Raw genomic sequence first — 20,011 nt, forward strand, 5'->3', positions numbered from 1 at the left:
AGCGGGGGGGGTGGTGCCGCCAGTGGCGGGCTGGTCAGAGGGTGAGTTCGACGGGCCCGCCGCTGGGATCGACGTCCTTGAGCAGGTCCCATGGGATCCGGAAGACCCGCCCAGGGGAAGCGGGCCAGGGAAGAGAGCGACGGGCGATAGTTCGTCCTCCTTGCCGGACGGTCACTCGCGGCGCTCGGACGTGATCGGTGACCCAGGTCTCAAGCCGGCCGCGGGCCGGAGCCGGCAGGCCCGGCTCATAGAGGCCGGGCGTAACCCACTTGAACGGCGCCCTGGCGAGGATCGGCACAGCTCCGCCGCTGGGGAAGGTGGCGCCGTTGAGGTGCTTCTCGACGGCACGGGCGACGTGGGCGCCGCCGAGGGCGGCGATGTCGGCGGTGTCGACGGGGTGGACGAGGTTGCCCGCGGCGAAGATGCCGGGCCGGTTCGTGCGGCCGATGGAGTCGACGAGAGGGCCGCGGGTGCCGCGGTCGAGGGTGATACCGGCGGTGCGGGCGAGTTCGTGGTCGGGGATCCAGTCGCCGGTGAAGACGACGGTGTCGCACTCGACGACGCGGCGCCGGCCGGTGGTGAGGTCCTCGATCTCGACACCGGTGACGCGCGTGCAACCCAGGACCTGGGTGACGCGACTGCGGGTGGCGACGCTGGTGCGGAACATGGCCCGGCCGCCGAGATTGAAGGCGGCGTAGGACTCGGGTCGGGCGTGCTGGGTGACCAGGAGCTCGGTGCGGCAGCCGGCCTCCTTGAGGGTCATGACGGCGGACCAGGAGACGAGCTCGGCGCCGATCACGACGGCGCGGGTGCCGACCTCTTGGTGGTAGAGGTGGACCTTGTTCTGCAGCTCGCCGGTGGTGAGCACGCCGGCAGGGCGGCCTCCGGGGATCATCCGCGCCGGGCGCGGGCGTTCCCGGGCGCCGGTGGCCAGGATGACGGCCTTGGCCTCGACGCGGTCCCGGCCGCGGGGGCTCGTGATGTTCAGGCCGTTCTGCTCGCCCCAGGAGGTGACCATGGTCTTGGTGAGGAGCTGTGCCCCTGCGTCGGTGGCTTCGTCGACGAGACGGCGGGCGTAGCGCGGGCCGGTGGTGAAGGTGTGCTTGTCGCGGACGCCGTAGCCGAGGTGGTCGGAATGGCGCGGGATGCCGCCGGCCTCGTGCTCGCGTTCGAGGACGAGGACGCGGACGGAGGTGCGGGCGGCCAGGGTGGCGGCGGCGGTCAGGCCGGCGGGGCCGCCGCCGATGATGGCGACGTCGGTGGTGATGGTGGTCATCGCGGTGCCCCCTGGAGGTGCTTGGTGATGCAGGCGTCGACGTTGGCTCCGCAGTAGAAGCCCTGGCAGCGGCCGTTGGTGGCGCGGGTGCGCTTGCTGACGCCGGCGCGGTCGACGGCCGGCACGGTCGCGGTGAGGGCGTCGCGAATCTCGCCGGCGGTGACCCGCTCGCAGAAGCAGACGATCTCGCCGAAGGCCGGGTCCTGGGCGATGAGGTCACCGCGCTCGTAGGGTCGCGGCGCATGCTCACCGATGTTCGGCATCAAGGGCGGGTCCGCGACCTCGACCTTCGCCGTCATGGTGAGGCCGGCGTCCTGCAGGAGGGACTCGACGTGCTCGGCGATGGCCATGGAGGAGGTCAGGCCGGTGGAGCGGATGCCACCGACGAGGAGGTAGCGCTGGTCCGGATCTGTGTCGATGAGGTAGTCACCGTGGTCGATGGCGGCCCGCAGTCCGGCGTAGGCGGTGGTGACCTCTTCCTCGAAGAGGACGGGCATGAGCTTCTCGCCCTTGGTGCGGAGGAACTCGAACCCCCCTTCGGAGGTGCCGGTCGCGGTCTTGTCGTCGAGGTCCTCGGCGGTGGGGCCGAGCATGACGTTGCCGTAGACGGTGGGGCTGACGAGCACGCCCTTACCGAGCTTGCTCGGCACCGGGAGCACGATCTTGTTCACCAGGGGCCGGGCGAGCTTGTCGAACACCAGCAGCTCGCCGCGGCGGGGGGTGACGGTGAAGCGGTCGTGCCCCAGGGCGCGGTCCAGGACGTCGGCGCCGAGGCCGGCGGCGTTGATCAGCCACCGGGTGGTGACCGGGCCCTGGGTGGTGTGCAGGGTCGTGGTGCCGCCCGGGTGCACGTCGACGGCTCGGACCTCGTGCTCTAGCAGGAGCGTGGCGCCGTTGTCGACCGCTTCGGTGGCGTAGGCGATCGAGGGCGTCCAGGGGCAGATGATCGATTCGTCCGGCACGGACAGCCCGCCGAGCGCGCCGGGTCCGAGGTCCGGCACGGCGGCGTAGACCTCCTCGGCGGTGAGCCGCTGGCAGTTCTCGTACCCGTTTGCGACGGCCTTGTCCTGCAGGGCAGGGAGGTTGGCGAGCTCCTCCTCGGTCCAGGCGACCAGGACCGCGCCGGTGCGCTCGAGCGGGATGCCGGTCCGGGCCGCGTAGTCGGCCAGGAGCTGGTAGCCGCGGCGGACCAGTCGGGACTCCAGGGTGCCGGGTTTGGCGTCGAAGCCGGTGTGCAGGATCGCGGTGTTGGCCTTGCTGGTGCCCTGGCCCACGTCGTTCGCGGCGTCGAGCAGGGCCACGTTGAGGTCGTACCTGCTTAGAGCCCGCGCGATGGCGGTGCCGACCACGCCAGCCCCGACGATGGTGATGTCGTATGTCATCGGTCTTCCTTTGCGACGAGATTGGCCTCCACGGCTGTGCGCCACTGCTTGCGGAACTTCTCCGCTTCGGCGGCGCTCATCCTGGGGCGGTACGTGTGGGCTGGTGTCCACGGGAGGGGGGCGTCGGCGACGTCGAGGTCTGGGTCCAGAGCGAGTCGTGCGGCGGCTGCGGCGCCGAGGGCGGTGGCGTGGCCGGAGCTGAAGATGTCGATGGGGGCCTGCAGGAGGTCGGCCTGGCTCTGCATGAGCGTCCGGCTGCGGGTCAGTCCACCGTCGACCCGGAGTCGGAGGAGCGGTTGGCCAAGTTCCTCCGTGGCCAGGGCTGCCAGCTCAGCGACCTGAGCGCTGATGCCCTCGAGGACGGCCCGGACGATCTCGGGGCGCCCGGTCGAGAGGGTCATGCCGGTGAGGAAGGCCCCCGCATCGGGGCGCCACCACGGAGCCGCCAGCCCGGCGAACGACGGTGCGCAAAGCACCCCGTCAGAGGATTCGGCGGCGATTGTGTCGAGGTCTGCGGCGGAGGAGATGATGCCGAGATCGCAGAGCCACCTGACCGCGGAGGCGGCCGTGTAGACCTGGCCGTCGGCGCAGTAGGTGGTCTGTCCACGCAGGGTCCAGGCCACCGAGGTCGTCAGTCCATTGTCAAGCCGTGGGGCGACATCGCCCATGTTGACCAGCAGGAACGCACCAGTGCCATACGTGCACTTGGCCGTGCCACGCTCGAGGCACTCCTCAGCGAGGAGTGCCGCCTGCTGGTCGACGATCAGTCCGGCCACGGGTACCGGGCTGCCGAACTCGGTCGTCATACCGACGATCTCGTCGCTGGAGACCAGTCTGGGCAGGCGTTCACCGGTGAGCTCGAAGATCTCGAGGAGGCTTTCGTCCCAGGCCACGCGGTCGATATCGAGCAGGAGGGAGCGACTGGCGGTGGAGGTGTCGGTAACGAACTCACCGGTCAGCTGGTGCACCAGCCAGGTGTCGGTCGTCGTCACGACGCCCTCGCGGGTGAGATTCCGGCGCAGCCACGTCATTTTCGGCGCCGTGAAGTACGGGTCGAGCTTGAGGGCGGTTTTCCGGTGGATCTCGTCGGCGTGCTCGGCGAGCTCGGCACAAACGCTCTCGGCGCGCCGGTCCTGCCAGGAGATAGCCGTCGTGAGCGGATCTCCGGTCTCGGGGTCCCACGCCAGCACCGTCTCGCCCTGGTTCGCCAGAGCGACCGCCTCGAGCGTCACTCCAGCACGATCGACAGCTTCGTGAGCGCTGTCGAGAACCGAGAGGAGCAGTTCTTGCGGGTCCTGCTCCACGGCTCCACCGGCCGAGTACCGCGGCCGTATCTCACGCTCAGCCACGGCCAGGATGCCGCTGTCGTCGACGACGATGGCCTTGGTTCCAGAGGTGCCCTGATCGATCGCAAGGATCGCCATGGTGTGTTTGCTCCTTTGCACGGTGCGCCGTGGGTGGGCGCGTGGGTGATGCGGCGGTTGCGGACCGTCAGGCGATCACGAGGTTGATGTCACGGTCAGAGAAGGCATTCCGGAGGCGTTGAGAGACCTGTCGGTCGGAGATCACGCCATCGAGCTCAGTCAGGTCGCACACGCGGTACGGCGCCCGGGACCCGAGTTTGGAGGAGTCGGCAAGGGCGTAGGAGCGCCGGCTGTTGGCGATCATCACCCGCTTGATCTCCACTTCGACCAGTTCGAAGTCGGTCAACCCGGCGTCGACATCGACACCGCCGGTGCCGATGAAGGCAACATCGGGATAGATGTCAGCGAGAAACTGCCGGGCCGTCGGGCCGGAGATGGCGAGATCTCCCGGGCGGAGCTGGCCTCCCGGCAGCAGAACCGTCGCCCCACTGATTCCAGCGAGCATCTCAGCGATCCGTACCGACGGCGTCACCACCGTTCCTGTGAACTCCGGACCGATAGACCTGGCCACTGCAGCGGCGGTAGTGCCGATGTCGATGAACACGGTGCGGGTCGACTCCATCAAACGGGCCGCTGCCTTGGCGACCTGCTCCTTCTCCTTGCTGGCGAGCGTCACGCGAGCATCGAACGGAGGTTCCGTTCCTGGCGTCGCCGGAGTCTTCAGTGCCCCACCGCGCACCCTGAGCAAGGAACCAGCCCGCTCTAAGTGCTCCAGGTCCCGCCGGACCGTCTCCACCGAGACCCCGAGAACGTCCACGAGCTCCTCGGTCTGGACCGATTCCTGGTCACGCACTATCTCCAGGATTCGAGACCGCCGTGACGCAGCAAGCATCCAGTTCTCCTATAGAGCCCGCAGGACTGCCCGCGTTTGCCCGAGCCTGCCTGATACTGACCGAAGATGCCCGCTAGTGTGGGCTCTGCGCTAGCGCATGTCAATCCCACTTTTCGTGGACCTACGTCCCGGGTACAGGGAGCAGAGCACCTGCGCGACAGTGCGTCGCCTAACCCCGGGCCGTAGCACAACACCGAGCCGAGTCCGGCAGGGCGTCGGCTAGCGTGATCGCCGTATTCATACGGACCCTGGGAGGGCCAGTAATGGGAGAGGAGTCGCCCGTCGGCGCCCTAGGAGAGGTCGTCGTCTTCGACCTGGACGGCGTCATCTACCGGGGCGACACCTTCTTCCGGTTCATCCTGAACTTGCTCCGCGCCAATCCGGCGAGGTTGACCCCGCCCTTGCTACGGATCTTTCCTGCGGGCGTGGGCTCCCTGGTGCGCCCCCATGCACGAGGTGCCGTGCTGGGCAGGTTCGTCCGGGCGGCGGTCGGGCACATGTCCCTGGATCAGTACCAGGACGCAGCCGCCGCCTTCGGTCGTCGGCTCGCACACGCCGAAGGCGCCGTTGCCGCTGCGTTGCACGCGATCGATTCGCACCTGAAAGCGGGGGCCACAGTCGTCGTAGCTACAGCGTCGGAGATCACGCTCGCCCGCGCCTACCTGGACGGGGTCGGCCTCAACCACGTCGCCGTAGTCGGATCACGCATCGCTGTCCCCGCCGCGGGATTCAGCGAGCATGCCCGGGGAGCAAACAAGGTGGCAGCTCTAAAGGTTGCGGGGTACCTGCCTCCGTTCGCGCAGGTCTACACCGACTCTGCTGCTGATCTACCGCTGCTGGCACATGCAGCAGTCCCCGTCCTCGTCAACGCCAGCCCGCAAACTCGCGCAAGAGCGAAGGAGTATCTGGGCACACGTCCCCGCGAGTTGGAATGGTGACGAAACCGCGGTTCAAGCCGAGTCGCTTGAACCTGGAATCCCTGGTGCCGCGCTACGCGGCAGTCCGCCTCGCTGGTGGCCTCGCGTGAACTTCATCATCCAGGACAGACCGCTGCTGGACTCCGGTGAGTAGTTCACGGCGGGCTGCTGCGTAGTCAGCACGTCCATCGGGTCGTCGGGGGTGTGCACCGTAGATGTTGGTGCCGTCGGCGGGCAGGAGCGCGAGCTGGCCCGGGCCGGGGCGCCGGCCGGGGGAGGTGCGGCGTGGTGCGCGCATCCACTCTTGTTCGGCCTGCCACCACGCCCACAGCTCCCGCTCGATGCGGTAGCGGGCCGCTCGGTCGCGGAGCCGGCCGTGGGTGCCGAGGTGGCGTGCGGCTGTGTCGCGTCGGTCGCGGTCGCTGCGGATCCAGCCGTCGACGGTCCGAGTGACGAGTCGGAAGGTGGCGAGTCGCTCGAGCGTGTAGCTAGTGCGGGAAGGTGTGGCTCCGGTTGCTGCGGCGAGCTGAGCAAGGGTGAGTGCTTCGTCTGTGGTCCGGGCGTAGATGTTTCCTGCGTGGTGGCCAAGACCCCCGGCTGGAGTGAAGGCGTCATGTGCACTGGCCTGGGTGCGCGCGGCGAGCTCGGCGAGCAGCGTGGAGCGGTGGGCGGCCCCGGCCCCTTCGGGGCGCGGGTCCGCTTGTGACCGACTTGTGCCTACGTTCCTGTGGATTTCGTTCCTGGGGTCGACCGTCCAGTGCGCGGCGTGGGGTCCGTCGGCCGGGCGGGTCTGGTTGATCCAGCCCTCCTCCGCCAGGCGTAGGAGCGCGGTGCGCGCCGTCTCGCGCCCGATACCGGCCAGGAGGGCGAGGCGGCGGATGTCGGCCTCGACCTCCGCGGTCAGGGCCTGGACGGCGAGCATGCAGAGCACGTCCAGGACCCGGCGGTCGGTGGGGCCGCTGCGGGTGGCCCAACGGCCGGGGGAGGTGTCAGCGCGGGCCTGGACCTCGTGCACGTGGGCGGCGATGGCGCCGGCGCGGGCGTCGAAGGTGGGGTCGTCGCCGGTGTTGCGGGCGGTGGCTGCGACGTAACGCACGGCCTTGTGCCACTGCCGGCGCAGCACCGCGGCGCCGCTGTCCGGCCCGCTGGCCGGGCGGGGGGTGCGGCTGGAGCGGTCCCGGCGGGTGCGCACGTGCTCCAGGCCCGGTGCGGAGGCGGCCAGGGCGGCGACGTCCTCGTGGTGCCAGCGGGCGGCGGCCGCGCCGATCAGGACACGCCAGAGAACGGCTGAGGCGTCGCCGGAGGCGGCGTCCTCGGCCAGGGCGGCCGCTGAGGCGGCGGGAAGGGCTCGCTTGGGGCCGGGGAGGTAGAGGTGGCCGTGAGCGTCGACGGGGACCGGCTGGTGGAGCTCGATCTCGCCGACGGGCTCATGGTGGTCGACCAGGCGGGCGAGTGCGGCGACGAAGGCGGTCAGCTGCGCGGCCGTGACGGTGGGTCGCGCCAGGGTCTCCAGCGACCCGGCGAGGACGGTGGAGGCGCCGCCGTGGCGGTGGGGGGCGCCGGGAGGGCGGACGCACCCGGTGTTCGGGTTCGACAGGGGAGCGAGGTCGAGGGTCGGGCACAGCGTCTTCGCCAAGCGGCCCATGCTCGCTACCGTCTCGGCGGCTACTTCCTCGCTCAGAGCCAGCCAGACGTGCCGGCCACCTCCCGGGCCGGACTCGCACACCACGTGGGGGAGGCGGGAGGCCTCGAGCAGGCCAACGAGCGTCTCCGCGTCGCGCGCGGCCGCGGCCGGGTCGTCCTTGGCGTCGAGGTCGAACGCGATCAGGCGGAACCGCCCGCTCTGGTCGGCCAAGTAGACGGCCCAGGGCTGCTCCGGGACGGCTGCGGTGATCGGCGTGTGCCCGGTGTAGAGGTTCAGCGTCACGCCGTAGGCATCGACGGTGGCCACACGCACACGGCCGCGCGGACTCATCGCGGCCGTGAGGGACCACGCGTCGGCACGCGACACGCCCATGAAACTTTGGCGTGCGGGTGCGGGGCGTCGGGGAGCAGATGCAGGTATGGTGGGCTCCGAACGTAGGACACACCTGAGGGTGTGTTTGGTCTGGCCCTTCACCGCCCGCCGCCAAGCAAGAGGGTGAAGGACTTGGACTCAGGGGCCGGCCCTTCGGGGCCGGCCCACTCACATTTGTGGGCTTATGCGGTCTTGCTAAGACCCTCCAAGTTGTAGGGAAGCAGTGCGCCCTGCCCGTTGTCGGGGCGGGGCGTGCTGGACAGGTGGTCCCCGAGCACCCGGACGAGGTACTCGGTCACGGAGATCTCCAGGGCCGATGCGCGGTCCTCGATCTCCGTTGCCATGTCCAGCGGTAGGCGTGCCGGAAGCTGCTTACGTGGGCCCTTGCTGGGGCGCCCACCGAGGTACGTCTTCGCCATGCCCCCACCTTGCCGGTAACAGTTACCCGAAATGCGGAGGCGGATCGGCGTGTCGTGGGCCACGCGCCGCCCCCGGCGGTTTCTGGACGTCACAGCCCACCTGCCACGGCGGCCGCGGCGCGCAGCCAGGCGCGCTTGGTGCGCTTGTCGAGGGCGTCGTAGTGCAGGGGCCGGCCGGAGAGCTTGGGGTCGTAGGGGATCGCCACGGCCTCGCGAGCGATTCGGGAGAAGCCTTCGGTGATGGCCTTGGGGCCGGCCTCGTTGGTCGAGGCGTGGGAGACGATCACGACGGCGTTCTCGGCCAGGGCGGCGGAGTGGGCGTCGCGGCGGGAGAGTTCGTCGAGGAGGAGGCGTCCGGACTCGGCGTGCTCCTCGCGGGTGGTGGTGGCGACGACGAGCTGGTCGGTGTGGTCGATCATGCGCAGCCAGGACTCGGCGGACTCGTCGTTGCCGGAGTCGATGATGATCAGCCGGAAGTACTTCGCAGCGACGGTGTGCAGGGCGTCGAAGTTAGCGGCGGTGATGCGCTGGTCGGTGGCGAGGACCTCGGGGTGGGAGCGCAGCACGTCGTACTTGTCGCGGGTCTGGTGGTGGACGTAGTGCGCGAGCTCGGCCGCACGGGCATCCGGTGCAAGGAGGGCGTCGGTGCGGGGGAGGAGGTCGAGGACGGTGTTCTCGTGCGGGCCCTGCTCGGTGCGCCACCCCAGGGTGCCGCGCGTGGGGTTGTTGTCCCACGCCAGGACGCCGGAGCCGCCGTAGCGGGCCAGGAGCGCGCTGAGCAGGATGGTCGTGGGCGTCTTGTTCGCTCCGCCCTTGCCGTTGACGATCGCGATGGTGCGCGGCCCGCGCCAGTGCTGGGAGACAGAGCGCTGGTCGGCGCGCTCGGCTAGCTCGGCGGGGGAGGGCTGGATCTTGATCCCGACGCGGGCGAGCAGGCCGCGCCAGCCCGCCTCGGGCGGGGCCTCGTCGCGGTTCTCGGTCAGGAAGGACCGGCTGAGTGCCTCGCGCCGGGTCATCGGCGCGGGGGAGGATCCGGTCGCCTGCGGCTCGGGTGCTTCCTGGACCCAGGCTGCCGTGCCCGCCGCGGCCAGGGTGGCCGCGGGCGCCGGCGGCGAGACAGTCTCGGGCTCGGCGGTGATCACGGCCGCCGGGGCGGCGACCTGGTGGTCGTCTCCGTTGAGTCGTTGCACCTCTCTCCTTGAAGGCGAGGCCGTGTCCTCGGCCCGTGCCCGGCGCGTGCGGCGTGCCTCAGGCTCGGGCTGCTCGATGGCCTCGACGTGTCCGTCCGGGTGGACGATCAGCGGCCAGGTGCCGTCGGGGTCGGTGGCGTTGACCTTGACCGGCCGGTTGACCGACTGTGCGGTCTCGGCGACCTTGGCGAGGATCGCCTGGCGCACGGTGGCGACGGAATCGCCGGTCACGGGGTGGGAGGTGCCGTTGATGGTGACCTCGCCGCCGTCGGGTCGGGCGATGGCGGTCACGTGCGGCCAGTCGGGTACGGGTGTGGTGGTCAAGGTTCCCCCTCGTTACGGCGTGGTGATGTCGATGCCGTGGGCCGCCATGAAGGCCACGGGATCGGTCGGTTCACCGTTGATACGGATCTCGAAGTGCAGGTGCGGGCCGGTGGAGTTGCCGGACGAGCCGACGTCGGCGATGTGCTGGCCGGCGGCGACCTGGTCACCGACGCGTACGTGGATGCCGCTGGCCCAGGAGTGGACGTAGCGGGACTGGATGCCGCCGCCGTGGTCGATCGCGACCATGTAGCCGGTGTTGCCGCCGCTGGACGGGCCGGCGATGGTCACGATGCCGTCGGCGACGGCGTAGATCGGGTGGCCGTCCCGCGCGGCGAGGTCGGTGCCGGAGTGCAGCTGGTGGACGGCCGTGACGGGGTTGGTCCGCATGCCGTACTCCGAGCTGTGGTCGAGGAAGCCGACCAGGGGAGCGGTCCAGCCGTCCATGCTCACGGCCGCGGGAGAGACGGCCCCGGCCAGGCAGGTCATGTCGGCCGGCCGGGCGACGGTGGCCGCGCCACCGTCGGGCGGGGCGGCCGTGGGCTCGCCCTGGGCGCCGGCGGCGGCGAGGGCCTGGACGATCGCCACGGCACCGTCCCAGTACCGCTCGTAGTGGTAGGGGTCGGCGTTGCGCTGGACCCGGTGGGCGACGATGGTCGGCGGCAGGGTCTCGCGGTCCTCGAGCTGTGCGAGGGACTGGAAGAACATCGTGGCCGAGCGGGTGGGGTCCATCCGTTCGGCGTAGGTGCCCCAGGCGCCGTTGTCGCGCTGCTGGAACAGGCCACGGGAGTCGGGGCCGACCTGGTCGCCGTGGTCGAGCACCCGGAGGCCGGACTCGCCCATCGCGGTCATGACGCCGATGGTCTGGTCACGCACCGACAGGCCGAGTGCCGCGCCGGCGTTGATGATGGCGGCCGCGTTGCCCAGCTCCTCTCCGCTGTAGCCGGCCACGGACGCGCCGGCGTAGTCCGCGTTCGCGACGGTGATGCCCGACCCGGGCGTGCACGCCGACGCCTCCTCGGCCGGCGCCAGGAGCAGCAGGAAGCCCACGACGCCGCCGAGCGTGAGGGCGGCGCCGCCGCCGACGAGAGCGGGGAGCTTCACGCGGACTCCCCGTCGGCCGGTTGTTCGAGGGACTCCGGCGGGGTGATGCGCTCGACCTGCCACGGGCTCGGGCCGTCGGTGCGCGAGAGCAGGACGCCGTAGGTGCCGGCGTCGGTCGGCACGGTCAGCTCGGCGAGGTAGACGCTGGGTTTGGCGGTGATGGTGGCCGGGCCGGTGACTGCCCTGGCGGGGATCGAGGTGGGGTCGACCCACTGGTAGTCGTAGGCGGCCTGCGCGCTGAGGTGGGCGCTGAACTCGGCCCACCACTTCTCCTGCGGGATGTCGGGCCGTGCGTAGGCGGTCATGACGTCCTGGGCGAGTTTCTGCGCTTCCTTGCGCGATGCGTCGTCCCAGACCGGTGCGGCGGCGCTGGTGTCCTCGCCGAGGTCGGACTCCATCGGGGTCCCACCGTCGGAGACGGGCGGGGGAGCCGGCGGCGCGGTGAGGGCGGGCGTAACCGTCGCGGTGGGGGCCGTGGTCGCCTCCGGTGACGTGGGTGCCGGCTCGCCTGTGCAGCCGGCGAGGGAGGCTGCGAGCACCGCGCCGAGCGCGAGCACGCTGACCACTCGTACCGCCATGCCATCCCCCCCGGTGACCGAACCTGTCAGGTGTCCTGACGCGGTTCCTCAGGCTTGAGCGGCTGGTTCCGGTGAGCGGCCAGGTGGTCCTTGACCTCGTCCCGCACGATGACCCATGACTGGCCGACCCTGTAGGCGGGGATGTGGCCAGCCTTGAGCCAGTTGTAAGCGGTTCCGCGGTTGACGCCGAGCACCTTCGCCAGCTGGTCGACGCTCAGGTGCGTCGGCAGCGGGTCGAAGAGGTCGTCCAACCGGCTCACCCTTCCTGCCTCATGTCTGCGGTCACATCGTTCCACAAAACGATATGATTTGCACTGGCGCGTACGGATTGAACATCGGACCTCCACGGCCCTATATTGTCACTGCGCTGGGATGGCATGAGGCAGATCATCCCAAAGAGTCGTCGAGGGGGGATCGATGGCTTCCAATCCTTGGTTGCCGCAGTCCGACCAGGCCCCGGACGCCCCACCGCGGCCGGCGCTCCTGGCGCCGCCGTCGACGGGTGCCAGGGCTCCACAGCCGGGGATCCCGGTGCCCGATCAGGTCGACCAGCTCCCCAGCCTCGAGCACGCTGCAGCAGCGCCGCTGTGGTGGCTCGGTGTCCACGGTGGGGCGGGGGAGTGGACCCTGGCGCAGTTGGTTCCGCAGTGGCGTCCGGCGGACCACGCCTGGCCGCTGGTGGTGAACAACCAAGCAGCGGCCCGCACGGTCCTCGTCGCACGCTCCAGCATGCGCGGCCTGCGTGCGGCGCAGATCGCCGCGACGCAGTGGGCCTCGGGGATCGTCCCGCACGTCACCGTCTTGGGCCTGGTCGTCATCGCCGACGCTCCCGGCCGGCTCCCGCGCCCGATTCGTGACCTCATCAAGGTCGTCGGTGGCGGTGTGCCCCGCGTGTGGCACCTGCCGTGGGTCGAGTCCTGGCGCCTGGGAGAGGACGTCTCGCTGGAGACCGCCCCGCGCGAGGTGCGAAAGCTGGTCGAGGACCTGCGCGCCCTCCTTCAAGCCGGTGCCGAGGGCACCACCAACTGAGAGGAAACCCTGATGGGAACCATGACCATGCTGCTCGCGGAGGCCGCGGTCGCGCTGCCCAACCCTGACCCGATCCAGCCCCCGGGCACCGAGGGCATCACCTCGATCATGGGCTGGGTCAAGTGGCTCGCCCTCGCCATCTGCATTGTTGGCCTGATGGTCGCCGGCGCTCTCATGGCGATCCAGTCACGCCGCGGCGAGGGCGGCGAGCACGCCGGGAAGATCGGCATGGCCCTGGGCGGCGTGATCGTCATCAGCGCGGCGGGCGCTCTCGTCGGCTTCCTGATGAGCGCCTGACACAGCACAGACAGGGGGGATTCCTTCATGGCGAGCGATGACAGCGAGCAGAACCCGTACACCCGGCCCGGCTTCGTCGCAGCGGCGATCGTCGTGGCACTCGTTGTGGTCCTGGCGGCCGTCCTCAGCTACCGGGCCGTGGCAGAGCCTGACGATCCCGACCCGACCACCGCACCCACAAGCTCCGACCCCACAGCCACCGCCGCCCCCACCGAATCACCATCGGCACAGGGCGGCGAAAGCGTCTGTGGCCTCGAACCCGTCGAGCTCGACGGCACACTCACCGCCGCACCCGACACGGAATGGGAACTCGTCGGAACCACCGCAGCACCCTCGGTGGAGGACCACGGTCCCGGGGAAGTGGAAGAAGACGGCTTCCGCTACTGCTTCGCACAGACGCCAACTGGCGCACTGCTGGCTGCCGCCAATGTGGCGGCAATGGGCTCTGACCCCGGTCTCTCACCCAAGGTCGCCGAGCATCTGTTTGCCGAGGGGGTTGGGCGAGACGTTGCGCTGTCCGAGACCCCGACAGGCAACGCCGGTGGCGGAGTACGCGTGCAGATAGCGGGATTCAGGCTCCTGGACTACTCCGGCGAGTCTGCGACTGTCGATATCGCCATGCGCGGCTCCAACGGCGCAATTGCCGGTCAAGTCTTCGACCTGGTGTGGGAGGACGGGGACTGGAAGGTGCAACTAGCCCCGGACGGGCAACTACCCACAGACGTCGTCGTCCTCCCTGATTTGGCCGGCTACCTCCTCTGGGCGGGAGCGTAGGGAGGTGGCCACCGGTGAGGAGAGCTGCGGCCGTATCGACTTCGGATGCAAGGTGGGCGACGCTATCGGCGGCGCCGCCGGTTCCGTCATCGGTGACGCGACGGACAACCTCGCGGACCAGGTGATGGAGGCGTTCGCGTCGGTCATCGCGTCGCTGGGCACGTTGTGGGTGAACGTCGGGACGCCGAATCTGGTGAATACCGGTGGCGCGTCCGCCTTGGACGGCGCGTCTGCTCCTGGGGTCAGGGAGTTGACCACGGTGCTGGGTTACGTCACCTGGGTCTCGTTGGCGGTGGCGATCATTGCGCTGATGATTCTCGGTGCGCTGATCGCGACCCGGATCAGGACGGGCGAGGGGATCGCGAGCCTGGGGAAGGTCGGTCTGATCCTCGGCGGTGTCGCTCTCGTCGGTGGTGCCGGTTCGATCGTCTCGGCGCTTTTGCCGAACGGCCCGGTGGGTGTCTCGGGAACGGTCGAGTTTCTTCAGTCCTCGCTCTGGCCGTACATGCTCATCGCGGCGGCCCTGTCCGTCGTCGTGGGCGGGGCTCGGATGTTCTGGGAGAGCCGTGCGGAGCCCGGCAAGGACCTGCTGCGCAGCCTGCTGACCCTGGCGGTCGTGGGGGGTGCCGGCGTGACGGTGGTGGCGCTGCTCGTGACCGCGGCTGACCGCTTCTCGGTCTGGGTCATCAACAACTCGCTCGCCTGCGACGTGACCGCGGCGAACGGGGCGTGCTTCGAGGAGAACGTCGGTGCACTGCTCGGTCTTGGCACCACTGCCGGCGTGCCGGGTCAGCCGTCCCTCGGCTCGGTCCTGGTGATCATCTTCGGCCTGATCGCGATCTTCGCGTCGGTGGTGCAGATCGTCCTGATGGTCGCGCGCAGCGGGATGCTGGTCATCCTGGCCGGCATCCTGCCGTTGGCGGCCGCGGCGACGAACACGGAGATGGGCCGTAGTTGGTTCAGGAAGTGCATCGGCTGGTTGGTCGCTTTCATCCTCTATAAGCCGGCCGCGGCGGTCGTCTATGCGGCTGCGTTCCAGCTCACGGGGACCGACGTCTTCGCCGATGACGGCTCCGGCATCCTGGCCGTGGTCACGGGGCTGATGCTGATGGTGCTGGCGCTGTTCGCCATGCCGGCGCTGATGCGGTTCGTGACGCCGATGGTCAGTTCCCTCGCCGCGGGTGGGGGAGGCGCGGCCGTCGCGGCGGGGACGATGGCCGCTATCCCGACCGGTGCCGCGGCCGTTGGCCGCCTGGCGACCGGCGCGGGCGGCGGTGGTGCTGCGGCGGCGTCGAACGCGGCGCCGCAGAGCTCGAGCCACAACACAAACACCTCGACGGGCACGGCTACCTCGGGCCCCTCGGGCGCCGGTCAGGGTGGGAGCAAGGGCATCGCTCCCGCACCTACGGGTGCGCCGGCGGCCGGAGGCACACAGGCCGCCTCGGCGGGCGGCGGGGCCACCACCGGTGCCGCAGCGGGCGGCTCGACGGCCGCGGGGGGCGCGACCGCGACGGGTGCGGGGGCCGCAGCAGGACCGGCTGGCGCCGCTGTGGCGGCCGGCCTGCAGGCAGGACAGGCCGCGAGCTCGGCCGCCAAGAACACCGCAGACCAGGTAACGGGGGATGGTCCGAGTGGCAGTAATTGAGGAAGCGCGCACGGCGCGGCGCACCTACGGCAACTGGCGGCGGCCGACGTCGCCGGGACTGATGGGGCTCGGCTCCATCGGCACGGGTGTGCTGATCGCCGGGCTGGTGATGGTCGTCATCACGGTCATGGTCGCCGGCCTGTGGCAGGCGGTGGCCCTGGGCACGATCCTGGGCCTGGTCCTGCTGCTTCTGCTGGCGAAGGACCGGCACGGCCGGAACCTGCTATCGCGCATCGGCGCGAGGACGGGTTGGTGGGCGGCGCGGTCTCGCGGCGCGCACCTGTACTCCTCCGGGCCGACCGGCCGGGCCCTGTGGGGCACCTTCCAGCTGCCGGGCCTGGTCGCTGCGACGCGCCTGTCCGAGCATTCCGACTCCTACGGGCGCCGGTTCGCAATGCTCTACACCCCGGCGACCGGCCACTACTCCGTGGTGCTGGGCACCGAGCCGGACGGCTCGGCGCTGGTCGACCCGGAGCAGATCGACACATGGGTGGCCGACTGGGGGCACTGGCTGGCGAACCTCGGTGACGAGCCGAGCCTGGAAGCCGCGTCGGTGACCATCGAGACGGCCCCGGACAGCGGCACCCGGCTGCGCCGGGAGGTCATGACGCACATGGACCCCGGCGCCCCGGAGTTCGCGCGGGCGATGCTGACCCAGGCGGTCGAGCGGTACCCGGCCGGCTCCTCGACGGTGAAGGCGTACGTCGCGCTGACGTTCACGGCCGCCCCCCGGGCGGGCGGGAAGAAGCGCACCCCGGAGGAGATGGGGCACGACCTCGCGGCCCGGCTGCCCGGGCTGACGCAGACCCTCTCGGCGACCGGGGCGGGGGCGTCGCACCCGCTGTCGGCGCAGGAGCTGTGCGAGACAATCCGCATCGCCTACGACCCGGCCGCGGCGGCGCTGATCGACGAGGCCCACGCGGCCGGGGAGACGCCGGAGCTGTCCTGGTACGACGTCGGGCCGACGTTCGCGGAGGCGACCTACGACGGGTACCTGCACGACTCGGCGCTGTCGGTGACCTGGGGCATGTCCACCGCCCCGCGCGGGACCGTGCAGTCCGGGGTCCTGGCCAAGCTCCTGGCCCCGCATCGGGACGTGGCCCGCAAGCGGGTCACCCTGCTCTACCGGCCGGTCGACGCCGCCCGCGCGGCGGCGATCGTCGAGGCCGACCTGCGGGCGGCGGAGTTCCGCGCGACCTCTAGCGCGAAGCCGGCGGCCCGGGACATCCTCGCCACCCGCGCGGCCGCGGCCACCGCGAGTGAGGAGGCGGCTGGGGCGGGCCTGCTCAACTTCGGGATGCTGGTGACCGCCACGGTGCTGGACCCAGGCAAGGAGGCCGACGCCCGGGCGGCGATCGACGGCCTGTCCGCCACGGCACGGTTGCGGCTGCGCCTGCTGCGCGGGTCGCAGGACTCCGCCTTCGCCGGCGCCCTGCCGCTGGGCCTGGTCCTGCCCCGGCACCTGCGGGTGCCGGCCGAGATGAGGGACAAACTGTGAAGCGCACCAAGAACACGGCCAGGCCGCGGGTGCTGCGTCCGGGCATGCGCGGCTGGCTCGGCCGCGGCCGGGGGGAGTCGTTCTACGTCCAGGCGGCGGATGAGTGGCGCGGCACCTCGGTGCAGGTGTGCGGGCTGTGGCCGTTCGCCGTCGGGGCCGGCACCCCGATGGTGGGGGTGCCGCTCGGGCGGCACATTCACACCGGGGCGACGCTGTGCTGCGACCCGATCTCCTGGTTCCAGCGGGCCAAGCTGATCTCCAACCCCTCCGCCTTCGTGCTCGGCAAGCCGGGCCTGGGCAAGTCCACCCTGGTGCGCCGCATGGCCACCGGGCTGGCCGGCTACGGGGTGATGCCCCTGGTCCTCGGTGACCTCAAGCCCGACTACGTCGACCTCATCGAGGCCCTCGGCGGGCAGGTCATCACCCTGGGCCGCGGCCGCGGCTACGTCAACGTCCTCGACCCGGGCGAGGCACTCGAGGCCGCGGAGCGGCTGCGCGCAGCGGGATACGAGAAGGAGGCCGCCCAGGTCCTCGCCGACGCCCACGGGCGCCGGCACACCATGGTCTCCGCTCTGGTGACGATCATGCGCGGCGCCCCGCCGACGGACCGGGAGGAGACGATCCTGGACCGGGCGCTGAAAGTCCTCGACGCCCGCCACAACGGCATCCCTGTCCTGGGGGATCTGCTGCGCGTGATCCAGGAAGGCCCGCAGGAGGTCCGCGCCGCGGCGCTGGACCGGGGCGACCAGGCCCGGTACCAGGCCATCACCGAGAACCTCGAGGCCTCCCTGGTCGGCCTGGTCGACGGCGGCCGCCTGGGGGAGACCTTCGCCCGCCCGACGACGAACCCGATGCGCCGGGACCGTCCGGTGGTCTACGACGTCTCCTCGATCGACGACACCGACATGGACCTGCAGGCCGCGACACTGCTGGCGTGCTGGTCGGCCGGGTTCGGCACCGTGAACGTGGCGAATGCCCTGGCCGACGCCGGCCTGGAGCCGCGCCGGCACTACTTCGTCGTCCTCGACGAGCTCTGGCGCGCGCTGCGCGCCGGGCGCGGGATGGTCGACCGCGTCGACGCCCTGACCCGCCTGAACCGTCAGCGCGGGGTCGGGGTCGCGATGATCTCCCACACCATGTCCGACCTGCTCGCCCTCGCGCACGAGGAGGACCGGATGAAGGCCCGCGGCTTCGTCGAACGGTCGGGCATGGTCATCTGCGGCGGCCTGCCCGGTGCCGAGATGCCCCAGCTGACGGCCGCGGTGCCGTTCTCCCGGGCCGAGCAGGACCTGCTCATCGGCTGGCAGGACCCACCGGCCTGGGACCCGGCTGCCGGTCAGGAGGCCGAGCCCCCGGGCCGAGGCAAGTTTCTCGTCAAGGTCGGCGGCCGCCCCGGCATCCCGATCGACGTCCAGCTCACCGAGGTCGAGATGGGCATCCACGACACCAACAAGCTCTGGCACACCGTCTCGCGCATCGGTGCGATGGCAACGCAGGGGAGTGGTGTGGCGTGAGCACCCCGAACAACCGGCGACGTGACCCGGGCGGCCTGTCCAGCGAGGCCGTCCTGATCTGGGTCGGCATCGCCGTCGTGGTCCTGGTCGTCGGCGGCGCCTACGCCGCCGTGCACCTGGGCCACCGCATCGACGGCACCGGCGCCACCATCCCGACCGATCCGTTCGGGCTGTTCTTCGGCCTGCTCTCCGGGGACGTCGCCTGGCCGGCCGCCGGCACCGGCGTGCTCGTCGCCCTGGCCCTCGCCGTGGCTCTACTGCTCGTCGGGGTCGTACTGCTGGCCCGCAGGATCACCGGCAGGCGCACCCGCGTGGACCGGACCGCGGCCTACCTGGGCGGAGGCAAGGACGTCGAGGCCCTGACTCGCAAGCACGCGGCCGCGACCGCCGAGCGCCTCGGCGTCAAGGACTCCCCGGGTGTTCCCATCGGCGTCACCGTGAGTTCACGGCAGCCGCTTTACGGGTCGTGGGAGGACATGCACATCGACATCTGGGGCCCGCGCACCGGCAAGACCACCTCCCGGGCGGTGCCGGCGATCCTCGATGCCCCCGGTGCGGTGCTGGTCACCTCGAACAAACGTGACGTCGTCGACGCCACCCGCGACGTCCGCGCCAGGACCGGGCCGGTGTGGGTCTTCGACCCCCAGGCCATCGCCCTGGAGGAGCCGGCCTGGTGGTGGAACCCGCTGTCCTACGTCACCGACGAGGTGAAGGCCGCCCGGCTGGCCGAGCACTTCGCCGCCGGAAGCCGCGACCCCGGCGCCCGGACGGATGCCTACTTCGACCCCGCCGGCCAGGACCTGCTCGCCGGCCTGCTCCTCGCGGCCGCCCTCGCCGGCCGGCCGATCACCGACGTCTACACCTGGCTGACCCGGCCCACTGACGACACCGCCGTCGACATCCTTGCCACCCACGACTTCAAGCTCGTGGCCGACCAGGTCGCCGGCGTGATCAACGCCCCGGAGAAGCAGCGCGGCGGCGTCTACGGCACCGCCCAGCAGATGGCCTCCTGCCTGACCAACCGCCAGGTCGCCGCCTGGGTCACCCCGCAATCCCAGACCGACCACCGGCCCCACTTCGACCCCGCAGCTTTCGTCGCCGGCGGAGGCACCCTCTACAGCCTCTCCAAGGAGGGCCGCGGCACCGCCGGCCCCCTCGTGACCGCGCTGACCGTCGCCGTCGTCGAGGCCGCCGAGGAGCTCGCCGTCCACTCCCCGGGCGGGCGGCTCACCACGCCGCTGCTTGCCGTGCTCGACGAGGCCGCGAACGTGTGCCGGTGGCGCGAGCTGCCCAACCTCTACAGCCACTACGGCTCCCGCGGCATCGTCATCATGACGATCCTGCAGTCCTGGTCCCAGGGCGTGGAGGTCTGGGGCGAGTCCGGCATGAAGAAGCTCTGGTCCGCCGCGAACGTGAAGGTCTACGGCGGCGGCGTCTCCGAAGCCGCCTTCCTCGAGGACCTCTCCCGCATCGTCGGCGACTACGACCGCCAGGCGTCCTCGGTCTCCTACGGGCGCGGGCACCGAACCGTCTCCCAGCAGCTCCACCGCGAACGCATCCTCGACGTCGCCGACCTCGCCGCCATGCCCAAGGGCCGCGCCCTCGTCCTCGCCTCCGGCTCACGCCCCACGCTGATCCGCACCCAGCCCTGGATGAGCGGCCCGCACGCCGACGCCGTCCGCGCCTCCATCAAGGCCCACGACCCGCAGGCCACCCGCACGATCGTCGACGCCGAGCGCGAGCTCGCCATCGTCGACCATGCGCCGGACCCGGTCCCGGCCTATTAAGGAGAAC

The 20,011-nt window shown here is 70.9% G+C and carries 18 protein-coding genes; 8 read left to right on the forward strand and 10 right to left on the reverse strand.

All coding sequences use genetic code 11. The features are described from left to right. Nucleotides 1–34 precede the first annotated feature (34 nt). From ATJ97_RS00995 to ATJ97_RS01010, 4 genes are all read right to left on the reverse strand, one after another. Nucleotides 35–1,276 carry an NAD(P)/FAD-dependent oxidoreductase gene (locus tag ATJ97_RS00995; protein ID WP_098482148.1) on the reverse strand — a complete coding sequence of 414 codons (1,242 nt, stop codon included), beginning with the start codon at nt 1,274–1,276 and terminating at the stop codon, nt 35–37. Continuing rightward, nucleotides 1,273–2,658 carry an NAD(P)/FAD-dependent oxidoreductase gene (locus tag ATJ97_RS01000; RefSeq protein WP_098482149.1) on the reverse strand — a complete coding sequence of 462 codons (1,386 nt, stop codon included), beginning with the start codon at nt 2,656–2,658 and terminating at the stop codon, nt 1,273–1,275. Before ATJ97_RS01000 ends, ATJ97_RS00995 begins: the two co-directional genes overlap by 4 nt. Further along, nucleotides 2,655–4,082, reverse strand: a complete 1,428-nt coding sequence (locus ATJ97_RS01005) for an FGGY family carbohydrate kinase (RefSeq protein WP_098482150.1) — start codon at nt 4,080–4,082, stop codon at nt 2,655–2,657. The genes ATJ97_RS01000 and ATJ97_RS01005 overlap by 4 nt, the downstream gene beginning before the upstream one ends. Nucleotides 4,083–4,149: 67 nt before the next feature. Then, a complete protein-coding gene (locus ATJ97_RS01010; RefSeq protein ID WP_098482151.1) occupies nt 4,150–4,914 on the reverse strand; it encodes a DeoR/GlpR family DNA-binding transcription regulator in 765 nt (254 codons plus the stop codon). A 224-nt stretch (nt 4,915–5,138) separates the two neighbouring features. Here ATJ97_RS01010 and ATJ97_RS01015 point away from each other — a divergent pair, with 224 nt between their 5' ends. Then, on the forward strand, nt 5,139–5,852 hold the full coding sequence (locus ATJ97_RS01015) for a haloacid dehalogenase-like hydrolase (protein WP_143426834.1): 714 nt from the start codon (nt 5,139–5,141) through the stop codon (nt 5,850–5,852). Between the two features lie 52 nt (nt 5,853–5,904). On the opposite strand, the gene ATJ97_RS01020 is transcribed toward ATJ97_RS01015, so the two are convergent. The 6 genes from ATJ97_RS01020 to ATJ97_RS01045 all read right to left on the reverse strand — a co-directional run bounded on the left by ATJ97_RS01020 (nt 5,905) and on the right by ATJ97_RS01045 (nt 11,720). Beyond that, the gene (locus ATJ97_RS01020) at nt 5,905–7,782 is read right to left on the reverse strand and encodes a hypothetical protein (RefSeq protein ID WP_143426835.1); all 1,878 of its coding nucleotides are present in this window, start codon (nt 7,780–7,782) and stop codon (nt 5,905–5,907) included. Nucleotides 7,783–8,030: 248 nt separating this feature from the next. Further along, a complete protein-coding gene (locus tag ATJ97_RS01025) occupies nt 8,031–8,267 on the reverse strand; it encodes a hypothetical protein (protein WP_098482154.1) in 237 nt (78 codons plus the stop codon). A gap of 89 nt (nt 8,268–8,356) precedes the next feature. Next, a complete protein-coding gene (locus ATJ97_RS01030) occupies nt 8,357–9,781 on the reverse strand; it encodes a MinD/ParA family ATP-binding protein (RefSeq protein WP_098482155.1) in 1,425 nt (474 codons plus the stop codon). A 12-nt stretch (nt 9,782–9,793) separates the two neighbouring features. After that, nucleotides 9,794–10,882: a M23 family metallopeptidase gene (locus ATJ97_RS01035; RefSeq protein WP_098482156.1), complete on the reverse strand. Its 1,089-nt coding sequence runs from the start codon at nt 10,880–10,882 to the stop codon at nt 9,794–9,796. Continuing rightward, complete coding sequence (locus ATJ97_RS01040; protein ID WP_143426836.1) at nt 10,879–11,460, reverse strand: hypothetical protein; 582 nt, start codon at nt 11,458–11,460, stop codon at nt 10,879–10,881. The genes ATJ97_RS01035 and ATJ97_RS01040 overlap by 4 nt, the downstream gene beginning before the upstream one ends. A 26-nt stretch (nt 11,461–11,486) precedes the next feature. Then, complete coding sequence (locus tag ATJ97_RS01045) at nt 11,487–11,720, reverse strand: helix-turn-helix domain-containing protein (RefSeq protein WP_170037016.1); 234 nt, start codon at nt 11,718–11,720, stop codon at nt 11,487–11,489. A gap of 271 nt (nt 11,721–11,991) precedes the next feature. Here ATJ97_RS01045 and ATJ97_RS01050 point away from each other — a divergent pair, with 271 nt between their 5' ends. The 7 genes from ATJ97_RS01050 to ATJ97_RS01095 are packed head-to-tail and all read left to right on the forward strand — an operon-like array spanning nt 11,992 to nt 20,004. After that, complete coding sequence (locus tag ATJ97_RS01050) at nt 11,992–12,489, forward strand: DUF6668 family protein (RefSeq protein ID WP_211287011.1); 498 nt, start codon at nt 11,992–11,994, stop codon at nt 12,487–12,489. A 12-nt stretch (nt 12,490–12,501) separates the two neighbouring features. After that, entirely contained in the window at nt 12,502–12,786 is a 285-nt protein-coding gene (locus ATJ97_RS01055; protein ID WP_098482160.1) for a hypothetical protein, read from the forward strand. A 27-nt stretch (nt 12,787–12,813) separates the two neighbouring features. Then, nucleotides 12,814–13,560 carry a DUF8175 domain-containg protein gene (locus ATJ97_RS01060; RefSeq protein WP_098482161.1) on the forward strand — a complete coding sequence of 249 codons (747 nt, stop codon included), beginning with the start codon at nt 12,814–12,816 and terminating at the stop codon, nt 13,558–13,560. A 4-nt stretch (nt 13,561–13,564) separates the two neighbouring features. Then, on the forward strand, nt 13,565–15,205 hold the full coding sequence (locus ATJ97_RS19345; RefSeq protein ID WP_143426837.1) for a TrbL/VirB6 family protein: 1,641 nt from the start codon (nt 13,565–13,567) through the stop codon (nt 15,203–15,205). Beyond that, on the forward strand, nt 15,183–16,703 hold the full coding sequence (locus ATJ97_RS01085) for an SCO6880 family protein (protein WP_211287004.1): 1,521 nt from the start codon (nt 15,183–15,185) through the stop codon (nt 16,701–16,703). The genes ATJ97_RS19345 and ATJ97_RS01085 overlap by 23 nt, the downstream gene beginning before the upstream one ends. 44 nt (nt 16,704–16,747) lie before the next feature. Next, nucleotides 16,748–18,217, forward strand: a complete 1,470-nt coding sequence (locus ATJ97_RS01090) for an ATP/GTP-binding protein (RefSeq protein WP_211287010.1) — start codon at nt 16,748–16,750, stop codon at nt 18,215–18,217. Beyond that, nucleotides 18,214–20,004, forward strand: coding sequence for a type IV secretory system conjugative DNA transfer family protein (locus ATJ97_RS01095; protein WP_098482166.1), 1,791 nt, complete (start codon nt 18,214–18,216; stop codon nt 20,002–20,004). The genes ATJ97_RS01090 and ATJ97_RS01095 overlap by 4 nt, the downstream gene beginning before the upstream one ends. Nucleotides 20,005–20,011 lie beyond the last annotated feature (7 nt).

Origin of the sequence: Georgenia soli (assembly GCF_002563695.1) — a bacterium.
Taxonomy (GTDB): Bacteria; Actinomycetota; Actinomycetes; order Actinomycetales; family Actinomycetaceae; genus Georgenia; species Georgenia soli.